Source organism: Methylobacterium sp. D53M (genome assembly GCF_053345625.1).
In genome coordinates, this window is sequence record NZ_JBKFAL010000025.1 from 25422 (window position 1) to 50786 (window position 25365).

Below are 25365 nucleotides of genomic sequence, written 5' to 3' on the forward strand. Positions count from 1 at the left end.
GAGGCGGCAAGGCCATGGATCGCACGATGGCCCGCGATCACGAGCGCGCGACCCGGCTTGCGCGGCCCCGTGACGCGTTTTAGCAAATGCTATACTTTTCTGTGAGTCGGATGAGATCCCGTTCCGTGTCCCTGGTCCGCACTGCGGCGCTCGTCCTGGCCGTCCCTCTCCTGGCGCCCGCCGCCGCGCGGGCGGCCGACATCTCCCCGCCGCGCCCAGTCGAGGCGCCGTCCTACACCGACTGGTCGGGGGGCTATGTCGGCCTCGAGGGCAGTGCCGGCGGGTCCTACGGCGCCTACAATTTCGGTCCGACGATGATCGGCGCCCGGTCGGTCCCAGCCTTCAAGAGCGGCGATTCCACCGGCCGCAGCGACCAGGGCAAGAACGCCACGACGGCGGTCGGCGGCCTGTTCGGCGGCTGGAACTGGCAGGCCGGGCCGTGGGTCTACGGCGTCGAGGCGAGTCTCGACGCGGCGAATCTGAAGCGGCCCGTCCCCTCGACGATCGCGGGCTTCGGCTACGCGGACGTGGACCCGGCCTTCAACATCGTGCGCGCCAAGACGGATTTCTACGGCACCCTGCGCGCCCGGCTCGGCTACAGCTTCGACCGCTACCTGATCTACGGCACCTTCGGCCTCGCAGGGGCGAACGCACGCATCCTGGCGAATTACCCGGACCTCGACACGGGCGGCCAGACCACCGCGCGGCGGGACCTCGGCTACGTCGGCTTCACCCTCGGCGCGGGCGTGCAGTACGCCATCACCGACAGCCTCGCGCTGGGCATCGACTACCGCTACATCGATCTCGGAGGCAGCCGGCGCTTCCCGCTGGGCACGGTGCCCGGCGACGCGGGCGGGCCGGTCACGACCCGGGCGCGCTTCACGTCCAACGAGCTGTTCGCGCGGCTGATGTGGTTTCCGGACGGGCTGAAGGTCCCCCCGGACCGGGACGAGACCGCCCCGCACGATCCCGACAACGGCGATACCGGCCGCTTCTCGCTCCACGGCCAGACGACGCTGATCGCGCAGGGCGTTCCCGGCTTCCGCTCGCCCTACGAGGGTGCGCAGAGCCTGATCCCCCATCAGGCCCGGCAGACCACGACGGCCACGATCTTCCTCGGCCTCAAGCTCACCGATAGCACCGAGGTCTACTACAATCCCGAGTTCAGCCAGGGCTTCGGCCTGTCGCGGACGCTGGGCGTCGCCGGCTTCGTCAACGGCGAGGCGCAGAAGGCCGGCGCCCCGTTCCCGAAGCTGCGCTCGAACCGCTACTACGTGAAGCAGACCTTCGGGCTGGGCGGCGAGACCGTCGAGGTACCGGACGGCCCGAACCAAGTGGCCACCCGCTACGACGCCGAGCGGATCACGCTGATCGCCGGCAAGTTCGCGCTGGGCGACTTCTTCGACGGCAACATCTACGCGCACGACCCGCGCGTGGACTTCTTCAACTGGTCGCTCTGGGGTGCCTCGGCCTGGGATTTCCCGGCTAATCTCCCGGGCTTCACGCAGGGCGTCTACGCCGAGTACAACCGGCCCGAGTTCGCGATCCGCGCCGCCTACACGCAGGTGCCCAAGGAGCCGTCGAGCGACGTGCTCGACCCGCGGGTGTTCCGGCGCGCGGGGCTGAACGTCGAGTTCGAGGAGCGGCACGTGCTCCCGTGGCTGGAGCAGCCCGGCAAGATCCGCATCGGGCTGTTCTCGAATGTCGGCGTCTCGGCCAACAACCGCGACGTCGTCACCCTGACTCAGCTCGGCCTGTTCGACGACATCAACGACGCCGTCGCGGCAACGCGGCGCCCCCGGCGCAAGACCGGCGGCTACATCAACCTGGAGCAGGCGCTGACGCCCGAACTCGGGCTGTTCGCCCGGGCGAGCCTGAACGACGGGCGCACCGAGAACATCTCCTTCACCGACATCGACCGGAGCTTTTCCGGCGGCCTGTCGCTGAAGGGCAAGGCCTGGGACCGCCCCGACGACACGGTCGGCATCGGCGCTGCCATGAATGGGCTCTCGCCCTCGCACCGGGCCGCCTTCGCAGCCGGCTATCTCGGGCTGCTGATCGGCGACGGGCGTCTCAACTACGGCACCGAGCGCGCGCTGGAGACCTACTACGCCCTGAACCTCACGAAGTTCGTCACGCTGACCTTCGACTACCAGTTCATCGACAATCCCGGATACAATCGCGACCGCGGGCCGGCGCACTTCTTCGCCTCGCGGCTGCACGCCGATTTCTGATCGGCGCCGGTGAGACGGCCTCCGGCCGGAGCGTTCGGACGCGATGCGTATTCGCGAGCGAAGCGATCCGGTCCGGGCTCCGGACGACACGCCCCCTGGGTCGCTGCGCTCGCGACGACGGCGGCATCGCCCGATGGCGCGGCCCTGCTCACTCCGCCGCCTCGATCGCGGTCGCCCCGAAGATCGCCTCGAAGGTGTCGCGGAGCTGCATGTCGACCTCGGCCATGCTCACCGGCAGGCCGAGATCGACGAGGCTCGTCACGCCGTGCTCCCGGACGCCGCACGGCACGATCCCGTCGAAATGCGCGAGGTCGGGCTCCACGTTCAGGCTGATGCCGTGGAAGCTGACCCAGCGGCGGACGCGGATGCCGATCGCCGCGATCTTGTCCTCGACACCGGGCCCCTTCTCGGGCCGGCGCACCCAGACGCCGACCCGGTCCTCGCGGCGCTCGGCGCGGACGTTGAAGGCGGCCAGCGTCTCGATCAGCCACGCCTCCAGGCTCGCCACGTAGGCGCGCAGGTCGCGGCTGCGCCGGTCGAGGTCGAGCATCACGTAGGCCACCCGCTGGCCGGGACCGTGATAGGTGTACTGCCCGCCCCGCCCCGTCGCGTGGACCGGGAACCGGTCCGGCGCGACGAGATCCGCCGGCCGGGCCGACGTGCCCGCCGTGTAGAGCGGCGGGTGTTCCAGCAGCCAGACGCATTCGGGCGTCGCGCCGCGGGCGATCGCCTCCGCGCGCGCCTCCATCCAGGCGAGGGCGGAGGCGTATTCCACCGCCGCGTCGCTCACGCGCCAGCCCACCGGGCCGGCGACCGGATCGGTGCCGGGCCGCTTCGGGAAGGCGGGCGGGCTGACCGTGAGGCGGGGCGCGTTTACCAAGAGTTCACCATCCTGCGTCGATGGTCGAAGCCTTCAACATCCGCGGCCGGTGGTTGCAAGGTTCCGGCTGCGAGACGGGATGGCGGACGGTGGCGGTCTTCGAGACCCTGAAGGTCGATCTGACGGTGGTGCTGGGCCGGGCCCGCATGCCGCTGCACATGCTCCTCCGGATGGGCCGCGGCGCCGTGATCGAGCTCGAAGCCAGCGACAGCGACATGGTCGAGATCCTGGCCAACGACCACCCGATCGCGCGCGGGCAGATCGTGGTGACGGGCGACCGCATCTCCGTGGAGGTGACCGAGCTGATCCGCAAGGCGGCCTCCATCGTCGAGCCGGGCGTCAGCATCGGCGACGGCGCGGCGCCTTTCCTGGAGGGCGGCTACGATTCCCCGTGACTGCGCTTGTCGGCGGCCGGACGATCTGTTATCCGCTGCGCCGCGCGACACGAAAGCGGCCCCGGGTTCTCCCGCGGCGCGCGACGGTCGGGCGAACGGACCGGTCTTCGCGTCCGATGCGGCCATGGCGGAATTGGTAGACGCGCTAGCTTGAGGTGCTAGTCCCGAGAGGGGTGGAGGTTCGAGTCCTCTTGGCCGCACCACATTGTTTCGGTTGCCCGGACCTGCGGCAACCCGGATGTGGTGCATGACAGGGCGGTGCGCCGCCGATCACGACATACCATCATCTGAACTTAAGCGCCGGGTTGAGACTCGCGTGCCGCTCGCGCGCCTGCCCGGGCGCCTGCGCCCGACCAGAGGCTGCGCGAGGACCGCCCGCATCATTCCGAGCCGGGACGTCACAGGATCGGCCAGCGAGCCGACGGAGCGCCGGACGCCCCAGCACGGCGGCTTCCACGTACTCGTGCGGGGTCAGGCCGTGGCGGTCCTTGAACCGACAGGAATCCTCGAGCGGGACGCGGCTCCATCTCCGGCGCGACGGTGGCGCTCCATCGGAACGCGCGGCGCCCAGCCTGAGCGGGCCGCAACCCGGCCCTGCTCCGGCCCTGCATTGACTTCGCAGCCGCACACACGCATATCGGCGATGCAGCGTCAGCGGCCGCCACGGCCCGCTTGAGGGGGCTGCGTGACGGATCGGGCGCCACTCGGCGTGATCCGGCCCCCCTCTTCATAACGTGCATGCACCCGGGCCGCCCCATCACGCGGGCTGCCCCCTGCCAACGGACCGGCTCATACACGGCACAGCTCGCGAGCGACGCGAGGCGCCCGGCCGGCCCTGCTGCATCGGATACATCCTTGACCCAATTCACCGATTTCGGCCTCGCCCAGCCCGTGCTGCGGGCGCTCAGCGAGGCCGGCTACGTCGCGCCGACCCCGATCCAGGCCCAGGCGATCCCGCCGGCCATGGCGGGCCGCGACCTCTGCGGCATCGCCCAGACCGGCACCGGCAAGACCGCGGCCTTCGCGCTGCCGATCCTGCACCGCCTCTCGCTCTCGGACCGCCGCGCGCCGCGCCGCGGCTGTCGGGTGCTGGTGCTCTCGCCGACCCGCGAGCTCGCCAACCAGATCGCCGAGTCGTTCACCGATTACGGCCGGCACCTGTCCTACACCACGACGGTGGTGTTCGGCGGCGTCACCATCAGCCGCCAGGAGCGGGCGCTGGCGCCGGGCGTCGACGTCCTCGTCGCCACCCCCGGCCGGCTGATCGACCTCGTCGACCGCCGCTCGCTGACCCTGGAGGGCGTCGAGATCCTTGTCCTCGACGAGGCCGACCAGATGCTCGACCTCGGCTTCATCCACGCCCTCAAGCGCATCGTGAAGATGCTGCCGCAGAAGCGCCAGAGCCTGTTCTTCTCGGCCACGATGCCCAAGAACATCGCGGGCCTGGCGTCCCAGTACCTCACCGATCCGGTCCAGGTCGCGGTGACGCCGGTCGCCACCACGGCCGAGCGGGTCGAGCAGGAGGTGATCTTCGTCCATACCGGCGCCAAGCAGGCGCTGCTGGGGCACATCCTGCGCGATCCGGCGATCGAGCGCGTGCTCGTCTTCACCCGGACGAAGCACGGGGCGGACCGGGTCGTGCGCGGCCTCGACAAGGTCGGCATCGCGGCTGCCGCGATCCACGGCAACAAGAGCCAGCCCCAGCGCGAGCGGGCGCTGGCCGCCTTCAAGGACGGCTCCTGCCGGGTCCTGGTCGCCACCGACATCGCGGCCCGCGGCATCGACGTCGAGGGCGTGAGCCACGTGGTCAACTTCGACCTGCCGAACGTGCCGGAGAGCTACGTCCACCGGATTGGCCGCACGGCCCGCGCCGGCGCCGACGGCCTCGCCATCTCGTTCTGCAACGACGAGGAGAAGGCCTACCTGCGCGACATCGAGCGCGTGACCCGGCAGAAGGTCCCGGTGGCGGGCTTCCCCGAGGGCTTCACCCCGCCGTCCCGCCAGGAGGCCGCCGAGATCGCCCGCGAGGAGGAGCGCCGGCCCGAGCGTCCGCAGCAGCGCCCCGGCGGCGGCCGCCAGGGCCAGCGGCCCCGGCAGCAGCAGGGCCGTCCCCAGCAGGGCCGGCCCGAGGGCGGCCGCGGCTTCGGCGGTCCCGGCCAGGGCGCGCCCCGGCAGGGCCGACCCCAGGACGGCCGCGGCGACAACCGCGGTGACAATCGTGGCCACGCCCCGCAGGGCCGCGACGCCCGCGCGGACCGGCCCGCCCGCCCGCAGGGCGAGCGCCCGAATCAGGGTCGCCCGAGCCGCGACGCCCGGCCCCAGCGCACCGATGCCCGTCCGCGCAGCGGCGGTGGCGGCGGCGAGGGTCGCAGCATCGGCTGGCTGGAGCGGGCGCCCCGTTCCTGAGCGAAGATGGCCTGAGTGACGATCGAGCCGCCCGGGACGGATCCGTCCCGGGCGGCTTCGTTTCCGGTGACCGCGCCGGACGAGCGGCGAAACCGCAACCGGATGACGGCTCGACCCTCCGTGTGAATTCGGCGCGGCGATCGGGAGCGGATCGCCGCGCGCGGAGCCGTTCAGTTCGCCCGTGAGACCTCGACGAGGTTGTCGGAGAACGAGGGCGCGTGGCCCATATCGGTGAAGGCGCCGGACGAGATGCTGTTCACCGTGCCCTCGTTGAGCTGGCGCCAGTAGCCCAGCGTCGCCACCACGATCCCGGCCTTCACGTCGTCGGTGATGCGGGCCACGCCCTTGAAGGCGCCGCGGTCGTTGGCGACCTGGACCCGGTCGCCGTCCCGGATGCCGCGCGCGTCGGCGTCGGCTTGGCTGATCATCACGAACTGCTCGCCCTGGCCCTTCTGCTTGTCCTCCATGTTGGCGTAGCAGGAGTTCAGGAAGTAGTGGCTCTTCGGCGAGACGATGTTGAGCGGGTAGCGCTTGGCGAGCTCCGGATCGTTCGTGTGCGACTCGCGCGGGCCGAGGTAGTCCGGCAGCGGGTCGAGCGCCTCGCCGGGCTGGAAGCCCTCGTACATTTGCCGGAACGGCGGGGCGACGAAGTTCGTGGCGCCCTCGACCTTCAGCATGCACTTGCCGGTCGGTGTCGGGAAGTTGCCCTCCCGGTGCGGCGCCCGGTCGTCTGGCGTGCCGACCTTGAGCCGGGCGAAGCCGTGCTCGCGCATGTACTGGAGGTCGATGCCCTCGCAGGCCGGCGATGACCAGTCGACGTAGTGCTCAAGGCACTCGCTGTCGCTCCACTTGAAGTTCTCCTCCTCGAAGCCGAGCCGGGCGGCCAGCCGGCGGAAGATCTCGTTGTTGGGGATCGCCTCGCCCGGCGCCTCGGCGCACTTGGTGTTGTAGGTCAGGTAGAGGTGCCCCCAGGAGAGGATCATGTCCTCCATCTCGGCGCCCATCGTAGCCGGCAGCAGGATGTCGGCGTAGGAGGCCGTGTCCGAGATGAAGTGCTCGGCCGAGACCATGAACAGATCCTCGCGCATCAGCCCCTCGACGATCTTGTCGGTCTCGGGCGCCTGCGTCACGGGGTTCGAGTTCCAGCACATCATCGACATGATCGGCGGGTCGAGCTGCATCTCGCCGGTGAGCGCCCGGCCGATCTGAAGGTTCGAGACGACCCGGGCGCCCTCCGGGATCAGGTCCGGGCGGCAGATGACGTCGAACTTGTAGGGATGCTCCCAGACGCCGAACTGCGTGATGCCGCCGCCGACATGGCGCCACGCGCCGGTCAGCGCCGGGATGCAGGTCACCGCCCGGATGGTCTGGCCGCCGCCGTAGTGCCGCTCCAGCGCCACGCCGATGCGGATGCCCACCGGCTGCTCGGTCGCCATCTCGCGGGCGAGCTTCCGGATGTCGTCGGCGGAGACGCCGGTGATCGCCGCGGCCCATTCGGGCGTGCGCGTGCTGGCCCGCTCCTTCAGCTCCGCGAAGCCGACGGTGTGGTTGTCGACGTAGTCCTGGTCGACGAGGCCCTGTTCGATGATCGAGTTGATCAGCGCCATGGCGAGCGCGCCGTCGGTGCCGGGCTTCGGCGCGATGTGCCAGTCGGCGGCCTTGGCGGTGCGGGACGCGTAGGCGTCGATCACGACGACCTTGGCGCCCTGCTTCTGGGCGTCCTTCACGATCGCCCAGTGGTGCAGGTTGGTGCTGACCGAGTTGCAGGCCCAGATCACGATGTACTTGGAGTGGATGTAGCTGTCCGGGTCGAGGCCCGCGGTCGGGCCGACGGTGAGGAGCCAGGCCGTGCACGAGCCCTCGCCGCAGAAGGTGCGCTCGGTGACGGTGGCGCCCATGCGGTTGAAGAACGCGTCGCCGCCGTTCAGCCCGTGCACGAGGCCCTGGTTGCCGAGGTAGCTGTAGGGCGCGATGGCCTGCGGCCCGTACTGGTCGATGATCGCCTTCCAGCGGGTGACGATGGTGTCCAGCGCCTCGTCCCAGGTGATCCGCTCGAACTGCTTCGAGCCCTTCGGGCCGACGCGCTTCATCGGGTAGAGCAGCCGGTCCGGGTGGTAGTGGCGCTTCTCGTAGTCCTTCAGCTTCACGCAGAGACCGCCGCGGGTCATCGGGTGGTCCGGGTTGCCGCGCACGCTCAGGAGCTCGCCGCCCTTCACCTCGAACAGCATCGAGCACGTGTCGGGGCAATCGTGCGGGCAGCCTCCGTAGAAGACCTCCGAGTAGGCCTCGGGCTGGACGATCTCGTTCATGCTCTCTCCCTCACCGGCCGCGGGCGTCCCGTTATTGTTCAGGCGTCCCGGCTCCCGGTGGGCGGAGCGTACAATGAGAGGAAGAAAAATTCTAACTCGAATCCCGGCGGCCGATCGCGCACGCCCGCCGCTCGGTGGCCCGTCCGCCCCGCGGCGCCCTCACCGCCCCGCCTTCCCTTGCGCGGGCGCGCCCCCATCTGAGGGATGGACGAAGCGGGGGCCTGCGACATGCGGTTCGAACTCTACCGGGACGCCAAGGGCGAGTGGCGCTGGCGCCTGCGGGCGCGCAACGGCGAGGTGATCGCCGATTCGGGCGAAGGCTATGTCCGCCGCGAGGATTGCGAGCACGGCATCGCGCTGGTGCGTCAGAGCGCCGAGGCGCGCATCGAGGACATGACGACGAAGATCGCCTGACCCCGCGCGTCTCAACCTGCGATCAACCCTGTCCGAAACGTCGCAGCGGTTAAGCTGCAACGCTTCCGCTCGCCCACGCGTTGCAGCGGTTCGGACCGAGCGGAGCCCGTCGCCCTGCGCGGTTCGTCGACCAGGACGAATGACACAAAGGGAGTCGAGACCGTGCTGAGGAAATTCCTGCTCGCGGCCCTGCTGGCGCTGGGCTTCGCGGCCGCGGCGCCGCAGGGCGCGTCCGCCGCGCCCATCGGCCCGGGGCTGGCTCTGCCCGCCGAAGCCGCGCCGGCGGTGGCCGAGAAGGCCCAGTACTACTACCGTCGCCGGTTCTACGGCCCGCGGCCCTACTGGCGCCGCCCGTACTACGGCCGCCGGTTCTACTACGGCCCGCGGCCCTACTACCGTCGTCCCTACTGGCGCCGTCGGTTCTACTACTGATCGGCTCTCCGACCTGACCGGCCCGGCGGCTCCAGCGAGCCGCCGGGCTCTTTCACACCCCGATTCGGGGTGCGCGACCGCGAGCCTTGCTTTATCGTGCCGGGAACGGGACCGCCGACGGCAGATCGGCGCGCCCGAGAGGAAGCCCGATGAACGATATTGCGCAACGCGCCGAGCCCGCGGCGGCGACGCCGGACCTCTGGCAATCCATCCCGCTCGAATGCATCCTGAGCGCGGTCGCCGTTCTGCTGGCGGCGGGGCTCAAGCTCGCCGGCGTGATGTCCTGACGGCGTGCGGGGGGCGGATGGACGGCATGCAGCACGTCGCACTCTCACCGGCCGGAGGCGCGCCGCCCGCTGAGGTCGATCTGCCCAAGGGCGATCTCACGGTGCGCACCATCGCCATGCCGGCCGACACCAACGCCAACGGCGACATCTTCGGCGGCTGGGTGCTGTCGCAGATGGACCAGGCCGGCGGCATCGCGGGCGTCGACCGGGCGCAGGGCCGGGTGGTCACCGTGGCGCTGGAATCGATGACCTTCATCCGGCCGGTCCGGGTCGGCGACGTGCTGTGCGTCTACACCCGGGTATCGCATGTCGGCCGGACCTCGATGAAGATCGAGGTCGAGGCCTGGGCACGGCGGTTCTGCACCCAGGTTCGCGAGCGGGTCACGCAGGCCACCTTCACCTTCGTGGCCATCGACGAGGACGGCCGGCCGCGGCAGATCCCGCCGGCCGTGCCGTCCCCGTCCGCGACGACTACTTGATCACCCCGCAGGCGACGCGGTCGCCGGCACCGCCGATCGGCTGGGTGTTGTGGTCGTCCTCGTTGGCGTGGATGATCAGCGCCGCGCCGTCCCCGTCCTTCAGGCCGCCCTCGCCGTTCAGCGGCGTCTCGCTGGAGACCTCGGCATTGGCCGAGCCGTCCTGCGCCGCGTAGAGGTTCGGCAGGTCGCCCTCGTCGGGGCCCTCCGCGTTGAGCAGCCCGTGCTTGCTCTGGTCGTGGTTCACGTGCGCCTTGGAGTTCATGAACTTCGGGTCCGAGCAGTCGCCCACGGCGTGGAAATGCATCCCGTGCCAGCCGGGCGGCAGGCCGCCGGGCTGGATCGTCACGCGCAGGACCAGGGCATTCGCCCCGTCGCGGATCGCCAGCGTGCCGATCGGGTCGCCCTTCGCGTTCTTGATCGGCGCCGTGTAGGTCTCTGCCGGTTTGGCCGCCTCCTTGGGAGGCTCCTGTGCCAGGGCGCCGCCGGCGGCGGCGGTCCCGAGCAATACGAGCAGCGGCAGGGTGCGGGTCATGCGGTGGCTCTCCTTTCCGGCCCGGTCTAGTTAGAGAGCGCGCCGGCCTTCGACAGGGCGGCGGCCCGAAACCTCCGCCGCAGACCTGCCGGAACCGCACGAAGCCCCGATGACCCGAGACCGGACCAGCCCGGACCGCGCGTCCCCCGCGGACGATCCCGCGGAGAACCCTGCGCCGCGGCGCGCCGACCTGTACCTCGTGGCGCACGGCCATTTCGAGAGCCGGGCCCGGGCTCAGGCGGCGATCCGTGCCGGGCTCGTGCGGGTCGACGGGCGCCCGCTCGCGCGCGCCTCGGACCCGATCGCACCGGGCGCGCGGGTCGAAGCGGAAGCCGAGCATCCCTACGCGTCCCGCGGCGGCCTCAAGCTCGCCGCCGCACTGGACGCGTTCGGCGTCGATCCGGCCGGCCGCGTCGCCCTCGACGTCGGCGCCTCGACGGGCGGCTTCACCGACGTGCTGCTCGCCCGCGGGGCGCGCCACGTCCACGCCCTCGACGTGGGCCGGGGGCAGCTCCATCCGCGCCTCGCCGGGGACCCGCGCGTGACCAACCGCGAGGGCACCGACATCCGCGACCTCGGCGCGGACGCACTCGTGCCGCCCCCCGAGCTGGCGAGCGTGGACGTGAGCTTCATCGGCCTGCGCCTCGTGCTGCCGGTCCTCCCGGGCCTGTTGAGGCCGGGATCGGCGATCGTCGCGCTGATCAAGCCGCAATTCGAGGCCGGCCGCGCCCGGGTCGGCCGCGGCGGGCTCGTGCGCGATCCGGCGGTCCACGCCGAGGTCTGCGCGGCCGTCCGCGGGACCCTGGAGGGGCTCGGCGCCGCGATCCTGGGCCTGATCGACTCGCCGGTGCCGGGCGGCGACGGCAACGCCGAGTTCCTGATCGGCGCGAGGTTGCGGTGAGTGAGACAACAGATAGCGAGACGGTCACGATCCGGGGGCTCGGCGCCCGCGGCGACGGGATCGCCGAGGACGGCACCCCGGTGCCCTACACGCTGCCCGGGGAGCGCGCGGAGATCCGCCGCGAGGCGCGACGCGCCGCGCTGCTCGGCGTCGCGCAGGCCTCTCCCGACCGGGTGGAGCCGTTCTGCCCCTACTACATGCGCTGCGGCGGCTGCCGCACCCAGCACCTGGCGCGGCCCGCGGAGCTCGCCTGGAAGCGCGACCTCGTCGCCCAGGCCCTGTCCCAGGCGCGCCTCGATGTGACACCCGGTCCGGCGATCGACGCCCACGGGGCGGGCCGCCGCCGCCTTACCCTGCACGTGCGCGAGATCGGCGGCCGGGCCGAGGCCGGGCTGATGGCGGCGCGCAGCCACGCGCTGGTGCCGATCGACCATTGCCCGATCACCGTGCCGGCGCTCCACCCGGCCCCGGAGGTCGCGCGCCGCCTCGCCGCCCCGCTGGGCCACGGGCGCAAGCCCCTCGACGTCGCCGTGACGGCCACCGACCAGGGCCTGGACGTCGACCTGCGCGGTCACGGACCGGTCAGCGCCGGCGTCGGCGCCGCACTGGTGCGGATCGCCGGCGAACTCGGCCTCGCCCGGCTCTCCCTGCACGGCGAGCGCCTGATGGAGGCCGAGCCGGTCTCGGTCACGGCGGACGGCCCCGCCGCGGCGACGCGCCTCTACCCGGCCCCCGGCGGCTTCCTGCAGGCGACCGCGGCCGGTCAGGCGACGCTCTGCGACCTGACCCTGGCGGCCCTCGGCCCCCGCATCCGGCGCGTCGCCGACCTGTTCGCGGGCTGCGGGCCGCTGACGCTGGCGATCGCCCGGACGGCCGCGGTCCACGCCGTCGAATCCGATGCCGCGGCCCTCGCGGGCCTCGAGCGGGCCGCGCGCGCCGCCGCGGGCCTGCGCAAGATCAGCAGCGAGCGCCGCGACCTGTTCCGCCGGCCCCTGCTGCCCCCCGAACTCGACGCCTTCGACGCGGTGGTGTTCGACCCGCCCCGGGCCGGCGCGGAGGCGCAGGCCCGCCAGCTCGCCGCCGCCCGCGTGCCCCTGGTGATCGGCATCGCCTGCGACGCCGGAACCTTCGCGCGGGACGCGGCGACGCTGGTCGCCGGCGGTTACCGGCTGGAGACCGTCACGCCGGTCGACCAGTTCCGCCATTCGGGCCATGTCGAGATGGTCGGGGTGTTCCGGCGCGAGACGGCGCGGCGGCGCTAGGCCACGCAACCGGCGGCCACGTTTCCCGTTCTCCCGGCGACGGGAGACCTTCCATGATCCGCGGATTCCTCGGTACCGCGACGCTCGGTGCGCTGAGCCTCGCCCTCATCACCCCGCTCGCGGCGCAGACGCGAGCGCCTGACCAGACCGGCACGGGCGGCGGCCCGGTCTCGACCATCACGGCGCCGAACACCAACAGCCTCGGCGTCACCAAGCCGCCCGGCACGTCCCTCGGCCCCGGCGAGGTGCCGACCCCGGAGCAGCGGCGGCGCGAGCGCGCTCTGACCGACAAGATCGAAGGCAGCATCTGCGACGGCTGCAACTGAGATCGGGTCCGGGTCGCTCGGGCCGGGTTCCCGCTCAGGCCATCGCCTGTCCGGGTTGCGGTGTTCGACCGGGCCGTGCCCCGCAAACGGCTCTCCATTCGGCGCGACCTCGGGCGGCGCGGAACTTCAGATCGCGCTCGCTCCGGCCTGCGGGCCCCGCGGGTCCGCCGAGGGGCTTGGCCAAACCGCCGGCTCGATACAGCAGCGACCGGCGAGCAGGATTGTTGCCAGCGCATATTTCCATATTGGTTGCAAATATATCCATCTTCATAACCCAATATCCTATCTTCAAGCCAGTCTTTTTGTAGATATACTCCAAATATTGATCTTCATATTCACGGATATGGAGCTCCTTAGAGCGAATCATTGCTCAAAAATCGTGTTCTCGTTTATTGATTCGCAACTTGATGCTTCGTAAGACTTGCGCGTCGCGGGTCCTAGCCTGGGGGCGGCGACGTACAGCCGCGACTTCAAGTGAAGGAAACGCCGCCATGGCCCTCGTGAAGAAAGCCGCCCTGTCGGGATCGCACGCGCAGGTCCGGAAGGGCGAGCCGGCCAGTCTGAGCCAGCTCGGGCGCCTCAACGAGGAGAGCCGGCGCAAGGCCCGGACCTTCGCCAAGCAGCAGAAGGCGGCGGAGCGCATCGCGGCGGCGACAACCCAGCTCGCCAGCGGCGTCGCCGAGGCCTCGTCGGCGGCCGAGGAGCTGCGCAAGGCGATGGAGCAGATCGCCGCCGGCGCCGAGGAGGCGGCCGGGGCCTCCGAGCAGTCGCAGCGCGCCGTCACGACCGTGTCGGAGGCGATCGGCACCGCCCGCACCGAGGCCGAGACCTCGCGCCAGAAATCGGAGGCGCTTCAGGGACTCATCGCCGCCGTGAGCCAGCAGATCCGGCTCAGCGTCGGCTCGATCGCCACGGCGGCCGAGCGTCAGGCGGCCTCGGTCACGCTGATCGTCGAGCTGGAGCGGCAGGCGGCCAATATCGGCGACATCGTCCGCGCCGTCGCCCGTATCGCCGACCAGACCAACCTCCTGGCCCTGAACGCCGCCATCGAGGCGGCCCGGGCCGGCCAGCACGGCAAGGGCTTCGCGGTGGTCGCCGACGAGGTCCGCACCCTGGCGGAGACCTCCGAGCGCAGCGCCCAGGAGATCCAGGCGCTGATCGGCCGGATCCAGGAAGACGTGAAGGTCATCGCCGAGGGCATCAACCGCGCGGCCGAGGGCGCGCGCCAAGAGGTCGCGCGGGGCGAGACGATCACCGCCCAGCTCGAGGCGGTGCGGCAGGCCATGGTCGAGATCATGCGCGGCGCCGAGACCATCGCCCGGGTGGCCGTCGAGTCTGAGAGGGCCGCGGTCGAGGCGCAGAAGGGGTCCGAGCTGATCGCGGCGGCGGCCGAGGAGCAATCCTCCGCCTGCCAGCAATCGCTCAAGACCATCGAGCAGCAGACCACCGCCCTCGGGGAGAGCGAGCAGGCTGCCACCGAGCTCGCGACCCTGGCGGACGAGCTGAAGAACGCCACCGACGTCGGAAAGAGCGCCGAGGAGGTCGCCTCGGCGGCCGAGGAGCTGTCCTCGGCGGTGGAGGAGATCAACCGGGCCGCCGCGCAGATCACCACGGCGCTCGACCAGATCGACCGGGGCGCCCAGCAGCAGACGGCGGCCGCGCAGCAATCGGCGGCCGCGATCGCGCAGATCGAGAAGGGAGCGATCCTCGCCCAGGACAGCGCCCGCGACGCCCTGGAGAAGGGCGGCCTGATCACGAGCCAGCTTCAGGAGAACCGGGCCGCGGTGGACGGACTGGTCGCGGGCGTCGGCAACGCCCTCGCGGAGACCGACCGGAGCCGAGAGCAGATCAACGCCCTGGAGCAGGTGAGCCGGAAGATCGACAAGATCGTCGACGCGATCACCACGGTGGCGATCCAGACCAACATGCTGGCGGTGAACGGCTCGATCGAGGCGGCCCGGGCCGGCGAGTTCGGCAAGGGCTTCATGGTGGTGTCCACCGACATCCGCAACCTCGCCCGGGATTCCTCGGAGAACGCGGAGCGGATCAAGGACCTCGTGAAGGCGATCCAGGACCAGATCGTGGTGGTGCGCCGGGACCTGGAGGCGATCTCCGCGGCGGCCGCCGCCGAGGTCGAGAAGAACCGGGCGATCACCCGCGACCTCGAGACCACCGCCGACGACATGGGCGTGGTGCTCGACGGCAACCGGCAGATCCTCCAGGGCGCCGACCTGATCATCCGCAACGTCGAGGAGGCGAAGCGCGGCGTCGACCAGATCGCCACGGCGGCCCGCCAGGGCGGCCAGGCGGTGAACGAGGCGCAGCAGGCCGCCCGCGAGCAGGCGAACGGCGCGGAGGAACTCGCCGCCGCCATCGAGGAGGTCGCGTCGCTGGCCGACGAACTCCAGAACCAGGACTGAGACGCGCCCGGCCGGGACGGCCCCACCCGAATCCTGCTCAGCCCGGAGCCCGCCATGCCCAACGACGCCCCAGCCTCGGCCGCGACCGGCCGGTCGGAGACCGCCTCCGCGCTCCAGTTCGTGACCTTCCACGTCGCCCGCGAAACCTACGCGGTGCCCCTCGCGGAGGTGCAGGAGATCATCCGCCTGCCCGACATGGTCGACGTTCCCCTGGCACCCCCCGCCCTGGTGGGACTGGCCAACCTGCGCGGCTCGGTCCTGCCGGTGGCGAGCCTGCGGCGGCTGTTCGAGCTGCCCGACCGGGTCCACGACGACGCCGCCCGGGTGGTCGTGGTCGGCCAGGGGTCCGGCGACGGCGGCGGCGCTGGCGGGACCTCCGGCTTCGTGGTCGACCGGATGGCGAGCGTGATCACCGCCGAGCCCGGGGAGATCGAGGGGACCGACGGCCTCACCGCCACCGCGGCGACCGAGCTGCTCGCGGGCGTGATCAAGCGGCCGGCCGGCATCGTGCTGATCATCGATCTCGGGCGCCTGCTGCAGCGCAGCGGGTCCGGGCGCGCCGGCGCAGAGGGCGGGTCGGGCGGACGGAACGCGGTCGGGCCGATCGAGGCCGGCGGCGCGGCCTCGGTGCGGCCGGAGGGCGAGGCCGGGCTCTCCGACGAGATCCAGCTCGTGTCCTTCGAGCTCGCGGGCCAGGAATACGCCCTGCCGATCGAGCAGGTGCAGGAGATCGTCCAGGTCCCCGACCGCGTCAGCGAGCTGCCGAAGGCCGAGCGCCACGTCATCGGTGTGATCAACCTGCGCGACCGGCTGCTGCCCCTGGTCAGCCTGCGGGCGCTGTTCGGGCTGCCGGGCGTGCCCCTGGGAGAGCAGAACCGGATCGTGGTGGTCGCCTCCCGGAGATCCGCCGGCTCCGTCGGCATCGTCACCGACACGGTGAAGGAGGTGCTGCGGGTGCCCCGCGCGGTGGTCGACCCGCTGCCCGACCTGCTCGCGCAGGGCGACGCGCTGCGCGAGGTCGAGGCGATCTGCCGGCTCGGCGGCGGCAAGCGGCTGGTCTCGATCCTGTCGGCCGCCCGCCTGTTCGCCACCACCGGGATCGCCGCCGGCCTCGCCGGCCTCGGAGCCGCAGAGGAGGGACCCGTGCAGGAACGTCAGACCGCGACCGGGCCGACGCGCGCCGACGAGGAGGAGCAGTTCGTCGTCTTCCGCCTGGCGGACGAGGAGTACGGCGTGCCGATCGACGCCGTGCACGAGATCGTCCGCGTCCCCGAGCAGCTCACCCACGTGCCGCGGACGCCCGGCTTCATCGAGGGCATCGTCAACCTGCGGGGGGCGGTGCTGCCGGTGGTCGACCAGCGCCGCCGCTTCCGGCTCCCGGAGGCCGCGCGCAACGACCGCCAGCGCATCATGGTCTTCGCGATCGCGGGGGTGCGGACCGGCTTCATCGTCGACTCGGTCTCGGAGGTCCTGAAGATCCCCCGCTCGGCCATCGTGCCGGCGCCGGACCTCGCGCAGGACGACGACAGCGCCGTCGAGCGGGTCGCCAACCTCGCCGCCGCCAAGCGGATCATCCTGATGGTGAACGTCGACCGGCTCCTCAGCCGGCACGAGCTCGCGGATCTGCAGGCGGCCTGAGCCGCCGTCTCCGGGCCCGGTCCGAGGCCGCTCCTGCCACGCAACCCGCCATGCCCAAGCTCCTGATCGTCGACGACTCCGCTCTGATGCGCAAACACCTTCGCCTGATCTTCGAGGAGACGGGCCAGTTCGAGGTGCGCACGGCGCGCAACGGCCGTGACGCCCTGGACCAGATCGACAGCTTCGAGCCAGACGTGGTCACCCTCGACATCAACATGCCCGAGATGGACGGGCTCACCTGCCTCGGCGAGATCATGGCGGCGCGCCCGCGCCCGGTGGTCATGGTCTCGTCGCTGACCCGCGAGAGCGCCGCCGTGACCCTGGAGGCGATGCAGCTCGGCGCCGTCGATTACGTGGAGAAGCCCGGCGGCACCGTCTCCCTCAACATCGGCGAGGTCCGGGACGAGATGGTCGCCAAGGTCCGCGTCGCGGCCCGGGCCAAGCCCCGCCGCGCCCGCGGCCTCCTCGACCGGGTCCGGCGCGGGCGCGGCGAGATCGCGAAGCGCCGCCCGGCGCCCCGGGCCGCGGCCCGCGTCGAGGGCTGCGTCCTGATCGGCGTGTCGACCGGGGGACCGCGGACGCTGGAGGAGATCCTGCCGGAGCTTCCGGCCGACCTGCCCTGGCCGGTCGTGATCGCCCAGCACATGCCGGGCTCCTTCACGGGGGCCTTCGCCCAGCGCCTGGACCGCCTCTGCGCCCTGGAGGTGGTGGAGGTGACCGCCCCGGTCCCCCTCGCGGCGGGCCGCGTCTACATCGGCCGGGGCGACGCCGACGTGGTGATCGAGCGCCGGCTCGGCCGGCTCGCGGTCGCCACCGTCCCGAGCGACCCGGCCCTGCGCTGGCACCCCAGCGTCGACCGCCTCGTCCGCAGCGCCCGGGATCACCTGCTGCCCGAAGCCCTGATCGGCGTCGAACTCACCGGCATGGGCGACGACGGCGCCGCCGCCCTGGCGGCCCTGCGGGCTGCCGGCGGCCGCACCATCGCGGAGGCCGAGTCGAGCGCCGTCGTGTTCGGCATGCCGGCCGAGCTGATCCGCCTCGGCGGCGCGACCCTGACGCTGCCCGCCCGCTCCATCCCGGCCCAGCTCGTCGGCTGGCTCTCCTGAGATCGACACCGAGACTGCCATGGCCCTGGTCCGCAAGCACCCCGCCCTCCCCGCGCCGGCGGAAGCCCCGGAGGATCCCCGGATCGCCCTGGAGGGCCCGACGGCCACCGGGCGCCGCGACGCGGCCCATCGCCTGGCCGCCGATCCCGACGCCGCCGGCCTGCTGGCCGACCGCCTCGGCCGCGAGGCGGACCGAAGCGTCGGCGAGGCGATCCTCGGCGCCCTCGGCCGCATCGGCACCCCGGCGGCGGCAGAGCGCCTGTTCGGCCTGCTGGGCTCGGAGGACGTCTGGCTGCGCAACGCCGCGATCGAGACGCTGCAGGAGATGGACGCGGCGGTGCTCGGCGCCCTCGAGCGGGCCCTCGCCGATCCCGACAGCGACCGCCGGATCTTCGCGGTGAACGTGCTGGTCTCCCTGCGCCACCCGGCGGCCGCGACCTACGCCCGCCGGGTCCTGGCCGAGGACGGGCACGTCAACGTCTGCGCCGCCGCCCTCGACGTGCTCGCCGAGATCGGTACGCCCGAGATGGTGCCGGAGATCGAGGCCGCCGCCGCCCGCTTCCCCGACGCGCCGTTCCTGCGCTTCGCGGCCAGGGCCGCCTGCCGCCGCATCACCTGACCGGCGGCCGGCATGACCGCACCGTTCCCGCCGCCGACGCCCGTCGTCACCGATGCCGACTTCGTCCGCTTCCGCGACTTCTTCTACCGCAAGACCGGCATCATGTTCGCCGACAACAAGCGCTACTTCGTCGACAAGCGCCTGCAGGAGCGGATGCTCGCGAGCGCGCTGCCGGTCTTCCGCGACTACTTCAACACCCTGCGATTCCAGGCCAGCGGCCAGGAGTTCCAGACGCTCGTCAACCTGATGACCGTCAACGAGACCTACTTCTACCGCGAGGAGTACCAGTTCCGCTGCCTCGTCCGGTCGATCCTCCCGGAGGTCACCCGGCGCAAGCGGCCGGGCGAGCCGGTGCGGATCTGGTCGGTGCCCTGCTCGACCGGCGAGGAGCCCTACTCGATCGCCTTCCAGCTCCTCGACACGTGGCCGGAGGTCGACCGGTACGACATCGAGATCGTCGCCTCGGACATCGACACCGCCGTGCTCGACCAAGCCAAGCGCGGCCTCTACGGCGACCGCGCGGTCCAGCACGTCCCCCGGGCGACCCTGGAGCGCTACACCCGGCGGGTGCAGGGCGCCCACGAGGTGATCCCGGACATCCGCGAGTCGATCGCCTTCGCGCAGGTCAACCTCTCGGACCCGCTCTCGACCCGGCAGTTCCGCGGCTTCGACGTCGTGTTCTGCCGCAACCTGCTGATCTACTTCGACGACGCGTCCCGCCGCGGCGCCGCCCAGACGCTCTACGAGGCGCTCGATCCCGGCGGCTTCGTCTGCCTCGGCCATTCCGAGTCGATGAGTCGGATCTCCGCGCTGTTCGACCTCCGGAAGTTCGCGGAGGCGATCGTCTACCAGAAGCCCCTGAGCGCGGAGGCCTGACATGGCCAGGATCCTCGTCATCGACGACGCCACCACGGTGCGCCTGTACTACCGCGACGTGCTGGAAGAGGCCGGCTTCGCGGTCGAGGAGGCCGTGAACGGCTACGAGGGCCTGGAGAAGGCCGTCGCCGAGGGCTTCGACCTCGTCCTGGTCGACGTGAACATGCCCAAGATGGACGGCTACACCTTCCTGCGGCAGGGCCGGACCATGCCGGAGCTCCAGGCGGTGCCGGCCGTGATGATCTCCACGGAGAGCGCCAGCGCCGACCGCGCGCGGGCCTTCGCGGCGGGCGCCAACCTCTACCTCGTCAAGCCGGTGCGCCCGGACGCCCTCGTCGCGGTCGCCACCGTGATGGCCGGAGCCGCACCGTGACCAACGCCCTGCTCGCCCAGTTCATCCCCGAGGCCCGCGAGCTCCTGGAGCGCGCGGGGAGCGGCATGCTGGTCCTGGAGAAGTCGCCGGGCGCCGAATCCCTCGACGACGTCTTCCGGGCGGTGCACACCCTCAAGGGCACGTCCGGCCTATTCGAGATCGCGCCGCTGACCCATCTGGTCCACGCGGCCGAGGACCTTCTGGTCGAGGTCCGGGCCGGCACGCTCGTCCTGGAACCCGCGATCGTGGACGGGCTCCTCGACAGCCTCGATCTGGTCGGCCACTGGATCGACGTCCTGGAGAGCCGCGCGGTCCTGCCGGACGACGCCGACGCCGTGATGGCGGGCCGGGTGACGGCCCTGCGGGCGTGGCTCCCCGCGGCGATCGAGGCCACCGTCGCGAGGGCCGATTACGGGCCGCCGGACTGGCTCGCCGACCTCCCCGAGGCGGACCGGCAGGCCGCCTGGAGGCGCGCCGCGGCAGCGGGCGCCCCCCTGACCGCCTGGCACTACGAGCCCGACGAGACCTGCTTCTTCCGCGGCGACGACCCGGCCCATCTTGTGGCGCAGGCCCCGGGCCTCGTCGCGCTGCGGGTACGGCCGCGCGCCGCAACTCCGTCGCCGGAGACCTGCGATCCGGTGCTGAGCTGGCTCCGCTTCGAGGTTCTGTGCGTCGCCGACGCCGAGGCGGTCGCCGACCATCTGCGCTACGTCGCCGATCAGGTCCGGGTCGGCGCGATCCGGCCGGACGACCTGATCGTCCTGACCGGGACGGAGGATGAGGCCGAGGTGTTCGGCGACTTCGCCGCGCGGGCCGGGACGCTCCTCGCCGAGGACGCCCGGGCGGACCTCGCCGCCGCCGCCGACGCCCTGCTGGGGATCGTCGGCGCCGGGACCCGGCAGGCCTGCGCCCTGCGCTGGATCGCGGCGCTGGCCGCCACGGCGGAGACCGAGACGCTGCGCCGCCTCGCCGCCGACCTCGGCGGCCCGCGGCCGGCCTCGGGTTCGCCGCCGACCGATCGGCCGCCCGCAGACGCGCCCGCCCCGGACCTCGCCCTGCGCCAGCAGGCAGAGGCGATCCTCGCCGCGCAGGCCGAGATGCTGGCCGTGCCGACGGACCCGGCCGTCGCGGAGGGCCGGTTCGAGTCCGTGCGCACGGTGGTGCGGCGCTGCCTGCCGCATCTGGCGCCGGGCCGGGCCGCCGCCCTGGAAGCAGCCCTGGGCCGAGCGCGCGCGGGCGCCACCGAGCCCCTCGGCGCCGTCCTCCGCGGCGCGGCGAGCGGCGCGACCGCCGCACCGCCGATGCCGACACCCTCCGGAGAGCCCGCGCCGCGGCCCACCGCGGCCCCGCCGCCGGCGACCGAGCCGCGCGATGCCCCGGAGGGATCCGGCCCCGACGCCAAGGGTCCGGCGCGCATGCTGCGGGTCGAGCAGGGCAAGGTCGACGCCCTGATGAACTTCGCGGCCGAGTTGACGGTCGCCAAGAACGGGCTCGCCTATCTCGCCGGGCGCGTCGAGCAGGTCAGCGGCTCGCGCCAGCTCGGTCGGGAGATCAAGGAGCAGTACGCGGTCATCGACCGGATCGCCCAGAGCCTGCAGGTCGGCGTCATGGCGATCCGCATGATGCCGGTGAGCCAGGTCTTCCAGCGCTTCCCCCGGCTCGTCCGCGACATCACGCGCAAGCTCGGCAAGGAGGTCGAGCTGGTGATCCTGGGCGAGGAGACCGAGGCCGACAAGAACGTGCTGGAGAGCCTCGCCGACCCGCTGATCCACATGGTCCGCAACGCCCTCGATCACGGCATCGAGACCCCCGCGATCCGGATCGCCGCCGGGAAGCCGGCGCGCGGCACCCTGCGGCTCGCGGCGCGGCAGGAGAACGACAACGTCATCATCGAGGTGGCCGATGACGGCCGCGGCATCGACCCGGAGGCGGTCCGCGAGAAGGCGCTGCGCAGCGGCCTGATCGGCCCGGATCAGGCCGCCCAGATGACCGCGGAGGATCTCGTCAACCTCGTCTTCGCGCCCGGCTTCTCGACGCGGGATCAGGTCTCGGACCTCTCGGGTCGGGGCGTCGGGATGGACGTCGTGCGCAGCGCGGTGCGCAGGGCGGGCGGCGACGTCTGGCTCGCGAGCCAGCCGGGCGCGGGCACCTGCGTGACCGTGCAGCTGCCCCTGACCATGGCGGTGACCCGCATCGTCACCGTGGTGGCGCGGGGCCAGCAATACGGGGTCGCCATGGACGCGGTGGCCGAGACCGTGAAGGTTCCGCGGGACCAGATCCACCGGATCAAGCAGCGCGAGACCTTCGTCCTGCGGGACGCGATGATCCCCCTGATCCGGCTCGCCGACAGCCTGGGCCTCCCGGCGGCCTCGGACGCGCCGCCGGAGGAGGAGGCCGTCATGGTCGCCCGTGTCGGACGCGAGCGGGTCGGCATCGTGGTCGACGGCTTCCGCGAGCGCATGGAGGTCATCGTGCGGCCCCTCGACGGTCTCCTCGCCGGCCTCGCGGGCTTCTCCGGGACGGCGCTCCTCGGCGACGGAAGGGTTCTCCTCGTCCTCAACCTGTCGGATCTGCTCTGATGGCCCTCGAACACAGGGGCGCCCGCATCCGGCTCTCGGGCCACTGCCCGGTCGAGGATGCCGAGCCGCTGCTCGATATCCTGCGCGCCACCCCGGAGGCCGTCGTCGACCTCACCGGCGCGGCGTGGCTCCACACGGCGGTGCTCCAGGTGCTGATGGTCGCGGCACCCGCCCTCCGCGGCCGGCCGGCCGGAGCCGTGCCGGCGGCCTGCCTGGCCGCGCTGCCCGAGGCCGCCGCGGAAGGCGCCGCGGAGGCCGAGCGCGGATGACCGAGCCGGGGACCGGGCGCATCCTCGCCGTGGCGAACCGCAAGGGCGGCACCGCCAAGACCACGACGACCGTGAATCTCGCCGCAAGCCTCGCGGAGCGCGGCCGGCGGGTGCTGCTCGTCGACCTCGACAGCCAGGGCCATGCCGGCCTCGGCTTCGGCGTGCGGGCGAGGCCCGGCGAGCCGACGGTGCACGACCTGTTCCGCGGCACCGGGGTGACGGATCTCGGGCGCGCCGTGCGGCGCACCGCCGTGCCGAACGTGGACGTGCTGCCGGCCGATCGCGGATTCTCGGGCCCCGACGGCGCCGTCGCGCCCCTCGGCCTCGCGGCGGCGCTGAAGCCCCTGGCGACGGATTACGCGGTGATCCTGATCGACACCGCACCGACGGCCGACGCCCTGCTGATCAGCGCCCTGGCGAGCGCGCACCACGTCCTGGTTCCGACACAGCTCAGCCACCTCGCGGTGGACGGCGTCGGGCAGTTCGCGCGCGCGTTCTTCCGGGTGGCGACGAGCCTCAATCCCGGTCTGCGCGGCCTCTCGATCGTGCCGGTGCAGGTGGATCTCCGGATCACGATGCAGCGGGAGGCCCTCGAGCAGCTCGCGAGCCGGTTCGGCCGGGAGCGCCTCCTGGCTGGGATCCGCACGGACATCGCTCTGGCGGAGGCCTTCGGATGCGGACGGCCGGTTCGGTACGTGAAGCCCCGTGCGCGGGCGGTGCAGGACTTCGAGCTGTTATGCGACCACGTCATGGAAAAATGCATTGCCGGGCAGATTGGAACGATTAAAACTTAGCCGTTCGCACAGAGATGGAGCTCAGAGCGAGAGATGAATACGATATTATTGGTGGACGACTCACCGACCATTCTTTCGAGCATGTCAGGAATACTTCGCAGTTCGGGATATGAAACCGAACAGGCCGCCGATGCCGAGACAGCACTCGCGAAGGTCAAGGCAGGCCTGAAGCCGGCCCTCGTGATCACGGACTTCCACATGCCCGGCATGGACGGCGTCCAGTTGATCCAGGAGTTGCGGAAGCTCGCGCCGACCCGCTTCACGCCGATGCTCGTTCTCACGACGGAATCGCAGCAGGAGAAGCGCGACGGCGCGCGTCAGGCGGGGGCGACCGGCTGGCTGGTGAAGCCGGTCCAGGCCGACAAGCTGCTGCAGGTCCTGACACAGGTCGCCCCCGCGATTCAGCGCCGCGCCGCCTGATCCGGGCGACCCCTCTCCGCTGAAGCCCGCTCCGCGGGCCTCGGCCTCGACCGGCCCCGCGCCACCGCTTCCGACCGAATGACCGTTCCCGCGATGCAGATTGCTGCCCGTCCCTCCGCGAAGACCGAGCTGCGGACGCTCCTGCTCAGTGCCGCGGCCGGCGGCGCGGTCGGGGCCGTGCCGCTGATCCTGGGGATCGCGCAGCCGGCGCAGCTCCTCTTCGCGGCCGCCGCCGCGCTCTGCGGGGGCATCGTGACCCGCGGGCTGCAACCGTCCTGCCGCGCGGTCGAGCCGGATGCCCCGCCGATGGCGGTCACGCTTCGGGCCGAACCGGCGGCCGCCCCGGCGCACGGAGCGGCCTGCGCCGGGGCCGTGGCCCGGGATCTCGGCGACCTCGACCCCTATTTCGCCGTGACGGGCGAGCAGCTGCGCAGCATCGTCGCGCAGACCGAGGCGGCCGCCGCCGCGATCCTCGCCTCGCTGCAGAGGCTCGACGCCGCCCAGGCGCGCAGCGCCGCCTGCATCGGCGGCGCGCACGACCGCATCGTCGGCTTCGCCGAGCAGAGCGACGCCGCGCTGCAATCCCTGGCGGCGGCCCTCGGCGCCTATCTCGACCGGCGCCTGAACGAGACCCGCGAGGAACGCGGCACCGTCGAAGTGGCCGTCGGGCAGATGCGCGGGCTCGATGCCCTGATCCTCAGCCTCGAGAAGGTCGGGGCGGCGACCCGGATGCTGGCGCTCAACGCCAACATCGAGGCGGCCCGCGCCGGGGCCCACGGAGCCGGCTTCCGGGTCATCGCCCGGGAGCTCCAGGATCTCGCGCAGACCTCCCAGACCGCGATGGCCGAGGCGCGCGTGCAGGTGGCGGACGCGCAGCAGACGATCAGCCGGGTGCTGATCGCCGATCGCGGGGACGACGCGACCCGCACCGAGCAGGAGCGCCTCCGCGCGCTGATGGCCGAACTCGGCGGGATCGCCGAGACGACCACCCGGGTCCTCCTCGGGATGGCGCGGACGGACCTCGCCGAGGTCAAGGCGCAGAATGCGGCGGTGGGCGACGAGGTGCTGTCGGTCTTCGGCCAAGTTCAGTTCCAGGACGTCGTCCGCCAGCAGATCGAGGCGGTCGACGCCGCCAACGCGGCGCTGCAGCTCTGCCTCGACGGCCTGCGCCGGCGGCTGATCGGCACCGGGCCGGGGCGGGCGATCGCGCCGGCGGCGATCCTCGAGACCGCGCGGGCGCGCTACGTCACCCAGATCCAGCGCCGCGTCGACGCCCAGGCCCTCGACCACGTCGTCGACCAAGCCCTCGACCCGGTAGCGCCCGACATCGAGCTGTTCTGACGGGGCGGGCCGCGATGTCACGGAAGCGTCAGAAAACAGCGCCACATCCGCGGCACAGCTTGCATCGACCGTC

Annotated in this window: 24 protein-coding genes and 1 tRNA gene; 22 read left to right on the plus strand and 3 right to left on the minus strand. The window is 72.2% G+C overall.

From position 1 onward, the window contains the following. Window positions 1–110 precede the first annotated feature (110 nt). A complete protein-coding gene (locus ACLBYG_RS25645; RefSeq protein WP_447683353.1) occupies window positions 111–2234 on the plus strand; it encodes a carbohydrate porin in 2124 nt (707 codons plus the stop codon). A 148-nt stretch (window positions 2235–2382) separates the two neighbouring features. On the opposite strand, the gene lipB is transcribed toward ACLBYG_RS25645, so the two are convergent. Next, complete coding sequence (gene lipB, locus ACLBYG_RS25650) at window positions 2383–3114, minus strand: lipoyl(octanoyl) transferase LipB (RefSeq protein ID WP_447683354.1); 732 nt, start codon at window positions 3112–3114, stop codon at window positions 2383–2385. An 89-nt stretch (window positions 3115–3203) separates the two neighbouring features. Here lipB and ACLBYG_RS25655 point away from each other — a divergent pair, with 89 nt between their 5' ends. The 3 genes from ACLBYG_RS25655 to ACLBYG_RS25665 all read left to right on the plus strand — a co-directional run bounded on the left by ACLBYG_RS25655 (window position 3204) and on the right by ACLBYG_RS25665 (window position 5915). Then, window positions 3204–3509, plus strand: coding sequence for a FliM/FliN family flagellar motor switch protein (locus tag ACLBYG_RS25655; RefSeq protein WP_020095633.1), 306 nt, complete (start codon window positions 3204–3206; stop codon window positions 3507–3509). 118 nt (window positions 3510–3627) lie between these two features. After that, a tRNA-Leu gene (locus ACLBYG_RS25660) sits at window positions 3628–3712 on the plus strand. Between the two features lie 652 nt (window positions 3713–4364). Next, window positions 4365–5915, plus strand: coding sequence for a DEAD/DEAH box helicase (locus ACLBYG_RS25665; RefSeq protein ID WP_447683355.1), 1551 nt, complete (start codon window positions 4365–4367; stop codon window positions 5913–5915). Between the two features lie 170 nt (window positions 5916–6085). Here ACLBYG_RS25665 and ACLBYG_RS25670 read toward each other — a convergent pair whose 3' ends face one another. After that, a complete protein-coding gene (locus ACLBYG_RS25670; RefSeq protein WP_447683356.1) occupies window positions 6086–8224 on the minus strand; it encodes a molybdopterin-containing oxidoreductase family protein in 2139 nt (712 codons plus the stop codon). Between the two features lie 228 nt (window positions 8225–8452). Between ACLBYG_RS25670 and ACLBYG_RS25675 the strand changes: the two genes are divergently transcribed. The 4 genes from ACLBYG_RS25675 (at window position 8453) to ACLBYG_RS25690 (ending at window position 9836) form a co-directional block, all read left to right on the plus strand. Continuing rightward, complete coding sequence (locus ACLBYG_RS25675) at window positions 8453–8638, plus strand: YegP family protein (RefSeq protein ID WP_026605317.1); 186 nt, start codon at window positions 8453–8455, stop codon at window positions 8636–8638. Between the two features lie 162 nt (window positions 8639–8800). Further along, on the plus strand, window positions 8801–9070 hold the full coding sequence (locus tag ACLBYG_RS25680; protein ID WP_331293994.1) for a hypothetical protein: 270 nt from the start codon (window positions 8801–8803) through the stop codon (window positions 9068–9070). Between the two features lie 149 nt (window positions 9071–9219). After that, entirely contained in the window at window positions 9220–9357 is a 138-nt protein-coding gene (locus tag ACLBYG_RS25685) for a hypothetical protein (protein WP_165923092.1), read from the plus strand. Window positions 9358–9383: 26 nt separating this feature from the next. Further along, window positions 9384–9836: an acyl-CoA thioesterase gene (locus tag ACLBYG_RS25690; protein ID WP_020095626.1), complete on the plus strand. Its 453-nt coding sequence runs from the start codon at window positions 9384–9386 to the stop codon at window positions 9834–9836. Here the strand turns inward: ACLBYG_RS25690 and ACLBYG_RS25695 are convergent. Beyond that, window positions 9829–10368, minus strand: a complete 540-nt coding sequence (locus ACLBYG_RS25695; protein ID WP_056526253.1) for a superoxide dismutase family protein — start codon at window positions 10366–10368, stop codon at window positions 9829–9831. The two genes, ACLBYG_RS25690 and ACLBYG_RS25695, sit on opposite strands and share 8 nt — an antisense overlap. A gap of 109 nt (window positions 10369–10477) precedes the next feature. On the opposite strand from ACLBYG_RS25695, the gene ACLBYG_RS25700 reads away from it, so the two are divergent. The 14 genes from ACLBYG_RS25700 (at window position 10478) to ACLBYG_RS25765 (ending at window position 25292) form a co-directional block, all read left to right on the plus strand. Beyond that, window positions 10478–11269, plus strand: coding sequence for a TlyA family RNA methyltransferase (locus tag ACLBYG_RS25700; RefSeq protein WP_447683357.1), 792 nt, complete (start codon window positions 10478–10480; stop codon window positions 11267–11269). Beyond that, window positions 11266–12531 (plus strand): class I SAM-dependent RNA methyltransferase, encoded by a 1266-nt coding sequence (locus ACLBYG_RS25705; RefSeq protein ID WP_447683358.1) that lies wholly within the window; start codon window positions 11266–11268, stop codon window positions 12529–12531. The genes ACLBYG_RS25700 and ACLBYG_RS25705 overlap by 4 nt, the downstream gene beginning before the upstream one ends. A gap of 53 nt (window positions 12532–12584) precedes the next feature. Further along, the gene (locus tag ACLBYG_RS25710) at window positions 12585–12857 is read left to right on the plus strand and encodes a hypothetical protein (RefSeq protein WP_091683006.1); all 273 of its coding nucleotides are present in this window, start codon (window positions 12585–12587) and stop codon (window positions 12855–12857) included. 491 nt (window positions 12858–13348) lie between these two features. Beyond that, a complete protein-coding gene (locus ACLBYG_RS25715) occupies window positions 13349–15277 on the plus strand; it encodes a methyl-accepting chemotaxis protein (protein WP_447683359.1) in 1929 nt (642 codons plus the stop codon). A 54-nt stretch (window positions 15278–15331) separates the two neighbouring features. Further along, the gene (locus tag ACLBYG_RS25720) at window positions 15332–16915 is read left to right on the plus strand and encodes a chemotaxis protein CheW (protein WP_447683360.1); all 1584 of its coding nucleotides are present in this window, start codon (window positions 15332–15334) and stop codon (window positions 16913–16915) included. Window positions 16916–16965: 50 nt separating this feature from the next. Continuing rightward, entirely contained in the window at window positions 16966–18021 is a 1056-nt protein-coding gene (gene cheB / locus ACLBYG_RS25725) for a chemotaxis-specific protein-glutamate methyltransferase CheB (RefSeq protein WP_447683361.1), read from the plus strand. Between the two features lie 19 nt (window positions 18022–18040). Then, complete coding sequence (locus ACLBYG_RS25730) at window positions 18041–18640, plus strand: HEAT repeat domain-containing protein (RefSeq protein WP_447683362.1); 600 nt, start codon at window positions 18041–18043, stop codon at window positions 18638–18640. 12 nt (window positions 18641–18652) lie between these two features. Beyond that, complete coding sequence (locus ACLBYG_RS25735) at window positions 18653–19516, plus strand: CheR family methyltransferase (protein ID WP_020095616.1); 864 nt, start codon at window positions 18653–18655, stop codon at window positions 19514–19516. 1 nt (window position 19517) lies between these two features. After that, window positions 19518–19889, plus strand: a complete 372-nt coding sequence (locus tag ACLBYG_RS25740) for a response regulator (RefSeq protein ID WP_447683363.1) — start codon at window positions 19518–19520, stop codon at window positions 19887–19889. After that, window positions 19886–22468 carry a chemotaxis protein CheW gene (locus ACLBYG_RS25745; RefSeq protein ID WP_447683364.1) on the plus strand — a complete coding sequence of 861 codons (2583 nt, stop codon included), beginning with the start codon at window positions 19886–19888 and terminating at the stop codon, window positions 22466–22468. Before ACLBYG_RS25740 ends, ACLBYG_RS25745 begins: the two co-directional genes overlap by 4 nt. Beyond that, window positions 22468–22737 carry a hypothetical protein gene (locus ACLBYG_RS25750; RefSeq protein ID WP_447683365.1) on the plus strand — a complete coding sequence of 90 codons (270 nt, stop codon included), beginning with the start codon at window positions 22468–22470 and terminating at the stop codon, window positions 22735–22737. Before ACLBYG_RS25745 ends, ACLBYG_RS25750 begins: the two co-directional genes overlap by 1 nt. Continuing rightward, a complete protein-coding gene (locus ACLBYG_RS25755) occupies window positions 22734–23531 on the plus strand; it encodes a ParA family protein (RefSeq protein ID WP_447683366.1) in 798 nt (265 codons plus the stop codon). Before ACLBYG_RS25750 ends, ACLBYG_RS25755 begins: the two co-directional genes overlap by 4 nt. A 51-nt stretch (window positions 23532–23582) precedes the next feature. Continuing rightward, the gene (locus tag ACLBYG_RS25760; protein ID WP_085986780.1) at window positions 23583–23951 is read left to right on the plus strand and encodes a response regulator; all 369 of its coding nucleotides are present in this window, start codon (window positions 23583–23585) and stop codon (window positions 23949–23951) included. 93 nt (window positions 23952–24044) lie between these two features. Further along, entirely contained in the window at window positions 24045–25292 is a 1248-nt protein-coding gene (locus tag ACLBYG_RS25765; protein ID WP_447683367.1) for a methyl-accepting chemotaxis protein, read from the plus strand. Window positions 25293–25365: the final 73 nt, after the last annotated feature.